Consider the following 8565-nt stretch of genomic DNA (forward strand, 5'->3'; position numbering starts at 1 on the left):
CGTTACTTAACGGCGTCTTTCAGGGCCTTGCCTGCTTTGAACCCAGGCACTTTGGAGGCCGGAATCTTGATCTCGGCACCAGTCTGCGGGTTACGACCGGTACGAGCAGCACGCTCTTTTACGGAGAAGGTACCAAAACCGATCAGAGTTACCTGATCGCCTTTTTTCAGGGCACCGGTGATTGAGTTGGTCATTGCGTCCAGAGCACGGCCAGCGGCGGCTTTGGAGATATCTGCGGACTCTGCAATTGCATCGATAAGTTCGGACTTGTTCACACTAAACCCCTTCGATTTCAGGTTGAAGATGTTATAGGTTGGTTTGTTTTTTCTCGGACGTTCTCGACTATCGCATAAGCGGTCGGAGAATTCCATTCTTCACTTTTCTTATTCCTTTCGGCTTTATACCGGCATTCGGAATAGGGACTGACTGCGCGGGAGCCCTTGGTATTGGCTGCTTCACGGCGAAACAGTTATACCAATGGGCTCTCAGGCATGTCAACAACTCATCAAGGCTTTAATGTGTATTTATGCGCTCTGACGCGTCGCCTTCTTCGTCACGCGGCTTGCCAGAACCCGTTTCCGGAGATGAATCTTCAGCCCTGGGCTCGGGTGGATAGGCCAGTGCAATATCCAGCACTTCGTCGATCCACTTCACAGGACGAATCTCCAGCGACTCCTTGATGTTTTCAGGTATCTCCTTGAGATCCCTGACATTCTCATCCGGAATGATCACCGTCTTGATGCCACCCCGATGCGCTGCCAGAAGCTTTTCTTTCAACCCACCGATGGCAAGAACACGTCCACGCAGAGTGATTTCACCGGTCATTGCAACGTCGGCGCGAACCGGAATCTTGGTCAGAGAAGAAACCAGCGCTGTGCACATACCGATACCGGCACTGGGACCATCTTTCGGTGTCGCACCCTCCGGTACATGCACGTGCAGATCGTGCTTCTCGTGGAAATCATCGGCAATTCCAAGACCGGGTGCCCGGCTACGTACCACCGTCAATGCCGTCTGGATGGACTCCTGCATGACATCACCCAGGGAACCCGTCTTCACGACCCGGCCCTTGCCAGGCGTGAGGGCGCACTCAATATGCAGCAGTTCGCCACCCACCTGGGTCCAAGCCAGACCGGTCACCTGACCAATCTCGTTCTTTTCCTCGGCGAGGCCGTACTTGAATTTTTTGACCCCCGAGTAATCTTCGAGCATGTCCTGCGTGAGAGTGACAGAGACCTTCTCTCCGCTCTCCACATGGTCACGCACCACCTTGCGGCAGATCTTGGCAATCTCGCGCTCCAGGCCACGTACACCGGCTTCACGGGTGTAGTAGCGGATCAGGTCGCGAAGGGTGTCCTCTGGCAACTTGAGCTCATCCTTGCGCAGGCCGTTGGCCTTGATCTGCTTCGGCAACAGATAACGCAGCGCAATATTGACCTTCTCGTCCTCCGTGTAACCCGGGATACGGATGATTTCCATCCGGTCCAGCAGGGCGGGAGGAATGTCCATGGAGTTGGAGGTACACACGAACATCACATCGGAGAGATCGTAATCCACTTCGAGGTAGTGATCGTTGAAGGTGTGATTCTGTTCCGGGTCGAGGACCTCCAGCAGCGCTGAGGCCGGATCACCACGATGATCCATGCCCATCTTGTCAATTTCATCGAACAGGAACAGCGGATTCTTCACGCCCACCTTGGACAGCTTCTGAAGAAGCTTGCCGGGCAACGCACCAATGTAGGTCTTCCGGTGGCCGCGGATTTCAGCTTCATCACGCACGCCGCCCAGGGCCATCCGGGTGTACTTCCGGTTGGTCGCACGGGCAATGGACTGACCGAGCGAAGTCTTGCCCACACCGGGAGGACCAACCAGGCAGAGCACAGGACCCTTGACCTTCTTCACACGGCTCTGAACCGCAAGGTATTCGAGAATACGCTTTTTGACTTCATCGAGGCCATAGTGGTCCCGATCGAGAATTTCACGGGCTTTTTCGATGTCGTGACGGACACGGCTGCGCTTCTTCCAGGGAATCGCCAGCATCCAGTCAATATAACCACGGACGACGGTCGCTTCCGCAGACATCGGAGACATCATCTTGAGCTTGTTCAGCTCCGTTTCAGTCTTTTTGCGGGCCTCTTCCGGCAATCCGGCTTCTTCCAGCTTCTGCTCAAGCTCTTCGAAGTCGTTGTTGCCTTCGCCCAGGTTACCCATCTCTTTCTGGATAGCCTTCATCTGTTCGTTCAGGTAGTACTCGCGCTGGCTGCGCTCCATCTGCTTTTTCACGCGGCCACGGATGCGCTTCTCAACCTCGATCAGGTCGATTTCGCCATCCAGCTTACCGAGCAGCAAGTCCACCCGCTTGCGGATATCCAGCGCTTCCAGCAGTTCCTGCTTTTCCGGAATACGCATTTCCAGGTGAGCAGCCATGGTGTCGGCCAGGCGTTCAAGCTCCTCAATACCGGTGAGAGCATTGGAGACCTCGGAAGGGACCTTTTTGGAGAGTTTCACGTACTTCTCGAAGTCGTCCATCAGGGTCTTTATCAGGACCTCCTGCTCGCGCTCGGGCAGCCCTTCTTCATCCATCAGGACAGCGCCACCGGACAGGTACTCACCCTCGGAGATATCGCTGATGGTGGCTCGGGCGTTGCCCTCTACCAACACCTTGACGGTGCCATCGGGCAGGCGAAGCATCTGCAGAACCGTTGCCAGCGTGCCCATCTCGAACACATCCTTCGGACCCGGCTCATCAGTAGAGGCGTCTTTCTGGGCTACCAGGAGGATTTCCTTGCTTCCTTCCATCGCGGCTTCGAGAGCCTGAATGGATTTTTCTCGGCCCACAAACAGTGGGACCACCATGTGCGGAAACACCACTACGTCACGCAGCGGAAGCAGCGGGTACTCTTGCACGGCATCTTCGGGTATACGGGTCATTGGGAATCCTCTGACGGTATTTCTTTCAGCATATCACCCTTCATTGGGGCGCCCGCAAAAATTGCAATCTTTTTACCAAACGAAACAGGGCAGGAATATCGCGATACAAAAACGCGAAAAGGGGCGTTGCCGCCCCTCTTCATTTCAACCGCTAACCTAGACTCAATCCTCGGGCACAGCCTTGGCGTGATCACTGCTGGCGTAAATCTTGAAGGGCTCGGAGTCCCCGCTGATCACGCTCTCATCGATCACCACTTTGGTCACGTCATGCTCAGAGGGAATCTGGTACATGGTGTCCAGAAGCGTCGCTTCCATAATGGAACGCAGACCACGGGCGCCTGTCTTTCTCTCCATGGCCTTGCGGGCAACAGCCCGAAGCGCATCTTCACGAAAATCAAGCTCGACCCCTTCCATATCAAACAGCTTCTGGTACTGCTTGGTCAGGGAGTTCTTGGGCTCGGTCAGAATCTGCACCAGCGCTTCTTCATCAAGTTCGTTTAGGGTTGCCACTACCGGCAAACGACCCACAAACTCCGGAATCAGGCCGTACTTCACGAGGTCCTCGGTCTCCACATCCTTGATAACGTCGCCGGTGTTCTTGGCATCGTCCTGACTGGCAACCGAAGCAGAGAAACCGATGCTGTTCTTCTCGGTACGCTCGCGAATTACCTTGTCCAATCCGGCAAAGGCGCCACCGCAGATAAACAGCATATTGCCGGTATCAACCTGCAGGAATTCCTGCTGCGGATGCTTGCGACCTCCCTGCGGCGGGACCGATGCAACGGTACCCTCGATCAGCTTCAACAGTGCCTGCTGAACACCCTCACCGGAAACATCCCGGGTAATGGAAGGGTTGTCAGACTTGCGGGAAATCTTGTCGATCTCGTCAATGTAGACTATGCCCCGCTGAGCCTTGTCGACATCGTAATCGCATTTCTGCAGCAGCTTCTGGATGATGTTCTCGACATCCTCACCAACGTAGCCGGCTTCAGTCAGCGTGGTGGCGTCGGCGATCGTGAAGGGCACGTTCAGCATCCGCGCCAGAGTCTCGGCCAGCAGAGTTTTACCACTACCGGTTGGGCCAATCAGCAGAATGTTACTCTTGCCTAGCTCGACATCACCCTTGCCTTCGCCATAACGCAAACGCTTGTAGTGGTTGTAGACCGCCACCGACAAGACGACCTTGGCCCGATCCTGACCAATCACGTATTCATCAAGGGTATTGCGGATCTCGGCCGGTGTAGGAAGGCGATCGCTCGGCTCTTCCTGTGCATTCTCCTGGATTTCCTCCCGGATAATGTCATTGCACAGGTCGACACACTCGTCGCAGATGAACACCGAGGGCCCTGCAATGAGCTTTCGGACTTCATGCTGGCTCTTTCCACAAAACGAGCAGTAGAGCAACTTGCCGTTATCGTCGCCCCTGCCGTTTCTTTCATCTGCCATTGAAATACCTCTGATCTCGTTTTGCCGGCGTCACTGCCTGATACGCCGGCCAAGTATGATGCGATTACTTCCAGTATTATTTATTCGGTACGCGCTTATCAAGTATTGAATCGATCAGCCCATACTCTTTCGCCTGAGCCGGATCCATGAAGTTGTCACGGTCCGTATCCTTGGCGATAGTCTCCAGATCCTGACCGGTGTGATGGGCCAGGATCGAATTCAGGGTATGACGAATCTTCAGGATTTCACGGGTGTGAATCTCGATATCCGTTGCCTGACCCTGATAGCCACCCAGCGGCTGGTGGATCATCACTCGGGAGTTCGGCAGACACGCCCGCTTCCCGGCAGCACCGCCCGCCAAAAGGAAGGCACCCATGCTGGCCGCCTGGCCAACACAAAGTGTGGCTACATCCGGCTTGATAAACTGCATGGTGTCGTAGATAGACATACCTGCAGTTACCGAGCCGCCGGGGCTGTTGATATAGAGGTGAATATCCTTGTCCGGGTTTTCAGACTCGAGGAACAGGAGCTGGGCCACAATCAGATTCGCCATGTGGTCCTCAACCGGACCCACCATGAAGATCACCCGCTCCTTGAGCAGACGGGAATAAATGTCGAACGACCGCTCGCCGCGAGCTGTCTGCTCGATAACAATCGGTACCAGTCCGGAATTGGTAACCATTGCGGGACCATCAATTGGTTTCTGCGTCATGATGCGCCTGAACTCCTTATGGACAATGGGTCGTGGACTCGCGCCACGGCAGTTTCAATAAAGTTGCACCCCATACTTTGCCAGCAGCGGCCCCAGATGAAAACAGCCGGGCATGCCGGCTGTTCTCAGGGGTCGGCCTTCGGGACCGGCTTTCTACTCCGATCCCGGGCAAAATCAGCGCTGGGGCTGACCGGCCTGAACGGCCTCTTCATATTTGACTTTCTTTTCTTTGACCTGGGCCTGCTCCAGCACGTGGTCAACAACTGCATCTTCCAGGACTGAAGACTCAATCTGAGACTTCTGCTCCGGGTTGCTGTTGAAGTGTGCAACCACTTCTTCTGGCTGTTCATACGTAGACGCGATCTCCTGGATCTTTTCGTCTACCTTGGCCGGGTCGGCTTTCAGGTCGTTTTTCTTGACCACTTCCTGGAACAGCAGGCCAGTCTTCACGCGGCGCTCAGCCTGCTCCTGGAAAATTTCCTTGGGCAGCTGCTGCGGATCAATCTGGCCGCCGAAACGCTGGACGGCGTCCTGACGGAGACGATCGATTTCCTGATCAACCAGGGCAGCCGGAATATCCAGCTCAGTGGTTTCCAGCAGACCGTCAACAACGTCGTTCTTGACCTTGTTGGAAACCGCCTGCTTGAGCTCGCGCTCCATGTTCTTTTTGACTTCTTCGCGGAAAGTCGCTTCGTCTTCGGCATCAATACCGAACTTCTTGAAGAATTCGGTGTCGAGTTCCGGCAACTGCGGCTCTTCAACCTTGTGAATCTTGATCTCGAACTTGGCCGGCTTACCCGCCAGATCTTCGTTGTGGTAATCCTCCGGGAAGGTAACCTCAATTTCCATGTCTTCGCCGGCCTTACCACCAACGATGGCCTTCTCAAAGCCCGGAATCATCTGGCCGGAGCCCAGAGTCAGACGATGGCCTTCAGCGGCTCCGCCTTCGAATTCTTCACCGTCGATAAAACCTTTGAAGTCAATGGTCAGCACGTCCTTGTTTTTGGACTTGCGCTTGACTTCTTTCATGGTGGCCTGCTGACGACGCAGGTTGTCGATCATGTTGTCGACATCTTTGTCGGTGATCTCGGAAGTCAGCTTCTCGACTGAAATCTTGCTGAGATCGCCCAGCTCGATTTCCGGCAGCACTTCGAAGATGGCGACAAATTCAAGGTCTTTGCCCTCTTCCATGGTCTTTGGCTCGAACTTCGGCCAACCTGCCGGGTTGATATCCTGTTCCTGCAGTGCCTTGATGTAGTTGTCGCGCATAACCTCGCCAACGATTTCCTGGCGGACGCTGTCACCGAAACGACGCTTGACGACGCTCATGGGCACCTTACCCGGACGGAAACCGTTCAGGCGCACGGTACGCGCTGTTTCCTGCAGGCGTTTCTGGACCGCCTGGTCGATTTCCTGGGCGGGCACACCAATCGTCATTCGACGCTCGATGTTGGAGGTCGTTTCAACAGACACTTGCATGGAAGATCCTCAAATTACAGGTTCGGTATGTGAATGAAATTAAACCTAAAAGTCCGGTCCCAGGGAGATTCCCGGAAAAGGACCGAAAATTAAAAGCCGGTAGTTTATCATGCTTTGCACCGCCGAGAGAATCACCCTGCAATGCAGTTTGATGCTGCACAGTCACGGGACCGGCCGAATCTTGAAGACAGAGATGGGGACGAAAGAGAAAAAAGAAAGGGGTGGTGCGCGAGGAGAGACTCGAACTCTCACGGGTTGCCCCACTGGAACCTAAATCCAGCGCGTCTACCAGTTCCGCCACTCGCGCACAACAGAATGAAGAATGCCCGATGGCAAGCCTGCCATCAATCTATTCAACAAACGCGGAATCTACTCTGAAAGAAAAGTGGGGTGGACGAAGGGGATCGAACCCTCGACCGCAGGAGTCACAATCCTGAGCTCTACCAACTGAGCTACGTCCACCACATCGGGACATGCCTTTACTTTTCAACTTTGCTGGTTACGGTCGCTCCGGCGCGGACCAAGCCAACGACTTGATGGCGCGCCCGGCAGGACTCGAACCTGCGACCACCCGCTTAGAAGGCGGGTGCTCTATCCAGCTGAGCTACGGGCGCTTAACCGTTCGCCCACCTGAACATTCAGAAATTTGGTCGGGGTAGAGAGATTCGAACTCCCGACATCCTGCTCCCAAAGCAGGCGCGCTACCAGACTGCGCTATACCCCGTCTGAACTGAACAACAAGTGCCTCAGCAAAGTTGGCGCGCATATTACCGGCGCCGGAGGGTCCCGTCAACACGTATTTCCAAATTCCCTGAAACAACAGTCTCTTCAGTGACAGAGCGCCCTGACAAAAGTTCCGGCGCGCGCCGCCCAGACAACCGTCCAATTGGAGTTCCGGCGGAAGCATGAGACAATGCCGACCCTTCAATTTACCGATGCCCAACCGACAAGACGAGACATGACCGCCAAACTGATCAACGGAAAAGAGATTGCCGCCGAAGTAAGACAGCAAGTCGCCGCAGGGGTGGAAGCAAGAACCCAACAGGGGCTCAGGGCGCCCGGACTGGCCGTAGTCCTGGTCGGCAACGATCCCGCATCCCACGTTTACGTGGGCAATAAACGGAAGGCGTGCGACCAGGCGGGAATCCTCTCACTCTCATACGATCTGCCGGAAGACACTTCCCAGGAAGCGCTGGAAGCACTGATTGATGAGCTGAACGAGAACCCCACCGTGGACGGGATCCTGGTGCAACTCCCCCTGCCCTCGCATCTCGATGCAGATCCGATTCTGGTAAAAATCCGGCCAGATAAAGACGTTGATGGCTTCCATCCATACAACATCGGTCGCCTGATGCAGCGTAAGCCCACCCTGCGCCCCTGCACACCGGCCGGCATCATTACCCTGCTCGACAGCATCGACACGCCCTACAAGGGCCAGCACGCCGTCATCGTTGGCGCCTCCAACATCGTCGGCCGCCCCATGAGCATGGAGCTGCTATTGAAGGGTGCCACGACAACCGTGTGTCACCGATTCACGCCGGATCTGGAGAAATTTGTTCGTGAGGCTGACATCCTCGTTGCAGCCGTCGGCAAGCCAGGCCTGATCAAGGGCGATTGGGTAAAACCGGGTGCAACCGTGATTGATGTGGGCATCAACCGGATGGACGACGGGAAACTGCATGGCGACGTTGATTTCGCAGCCGCTTCGGAGCGCGCGGCCTACATAACGCCGGTTCCCGGCGGCGTAGGGCCGATGACCATCGCCACCCTGCTGCAAAACACCCTCTATGCGGCTGATGTCTTGCACAGGGACTAAGCCCGGAGTCAGGGTTCAGGCCCTGCCTGATCCGACGTGCCAATCGGGATAGGGGGGAGCCATGAGGCTCCACCCCTCCCACACCACCCGGCATGCGGGTCCGCACCGGGCGGTTCGAGACGTTGAGGGTTCACGAGAGTCTCGGCACTCCCAACCGGTCGAAGTAGGCAATCGTCAGGAC

At 55.6% G+C, this 8565-nt stretch carries 6 protein-coding genes and 4 tRNA genes; 1 reads left to right on the plus strand and 9 read right to left on the minus strand.

The features are described from left to right. Positions 1-2: 2 nt before the first annotated feature. From AC13DD_RS14300 to AC13DD_RS14340, 9 genes are all read right to left on the minus strand, one after another. Entirely contained in the window at positions 3-275 is a 273-nt protein-coding gene (locus tag AC13DD_RS14300; RefSeq protein ID WP_008174603.1) for an HU family DNA-binding protein, read from the minus strand. A gap of 238 nt (positions 276-513) precedes the next feature. Further along, on the minus strand, positions 514-2931 hold the full coding sequence (gene lon / locus AC13DD_RS14305) for an endopeptidase La (protein WP_482931317.1): 2418 nt from the start codon (positions 2929-2931) through the stop codon (positions 514-516). Between the two features lie 162 nt (positions 2932-3093). Next, complete coding sequence (gene clpX, locus AC13DD_RS14310; protein ID WP_008174598.1) at positions 3094-4377, minus strand: ATP-dependent Clp protease ATP-binding subunit ClpX; 1284 nt, start codon at positions 4375-4377, stop codon at positions 3094-3096. A 76-nt stretch (positions 4378-4453) separates the two neighbouring features. Beyond that, on the minus strand, positions 4454-5089 hold the full coding sequence (gene clpP / locus AC13DD_RS14315) for an ATP-dependent Clp endopeptidase proteolytic subunit ClpP (RefSeq protein ID WP_039882061.1): 636 nt from the start codon (positions 5087-5089) through the stop codon (positions 4454-4456). Between the two features lie 174 nt (positions 5090-5263). Further along, positions 5264-6568 carry a trigger factor gene (tig, locus tag AC13DD_RS14320; protein WP_008174593.1) on the minus strand — a complete coding sequence of 435 codons (1305 nt, stop codon included), beginning with the start codon at positions 6566-6568 and terminating at the stop codon, positions 5264-5266. 222 nt (positions 6569-6790) lie between these two features. Next, positions 6791-6875: transfer RNA gene (locus tag AC13DD_RS14325), tRNA-Leu, on the minus strand. A 79-nt stretch (positions 6876-6954) separates the two neighbouring features. Then, positions 6955-7030: transfer RNA gene (locus tag AC13DD_RS14330), tRNA-His, on the minus strand. 75 nt (positions 7031-7105) lie between these two features. Next, positions 7106-7182 (minus strand) — tRNA-Arg (locus AC13DD_RS14335). Between the two features lie 33 nt (positions 7183-7215). After that, a tRNA-Pro gene (locus AC13DD_RS14340) sits at positions 7216-7292 on the minus strand. 234 nt (positions 7293-7526) lie between these two features. On the opposite strand from AC13DD_RS14340, the gene folD reads away from it, so the two are divergent. Continuing rightward, positions 7527-8384: a bifunctional methylenetetrahydrofolate dehydrogenase/methenyltetrahydrofolate cyclohydrolase FolD gene (gene folD, locus AC13DD_RS14345; protein ID WP_041645301.1), complete on the plus strand. Its 858-nt coding sequence runs from the start codon at positions 7527-7529 to the stop codon at positions 8382-8384. Positions 8385-8565: the final 181 nt, after the last annotated feature.

This window comes from Marinobacter sp. L-13, assembly GCF_056857715.1.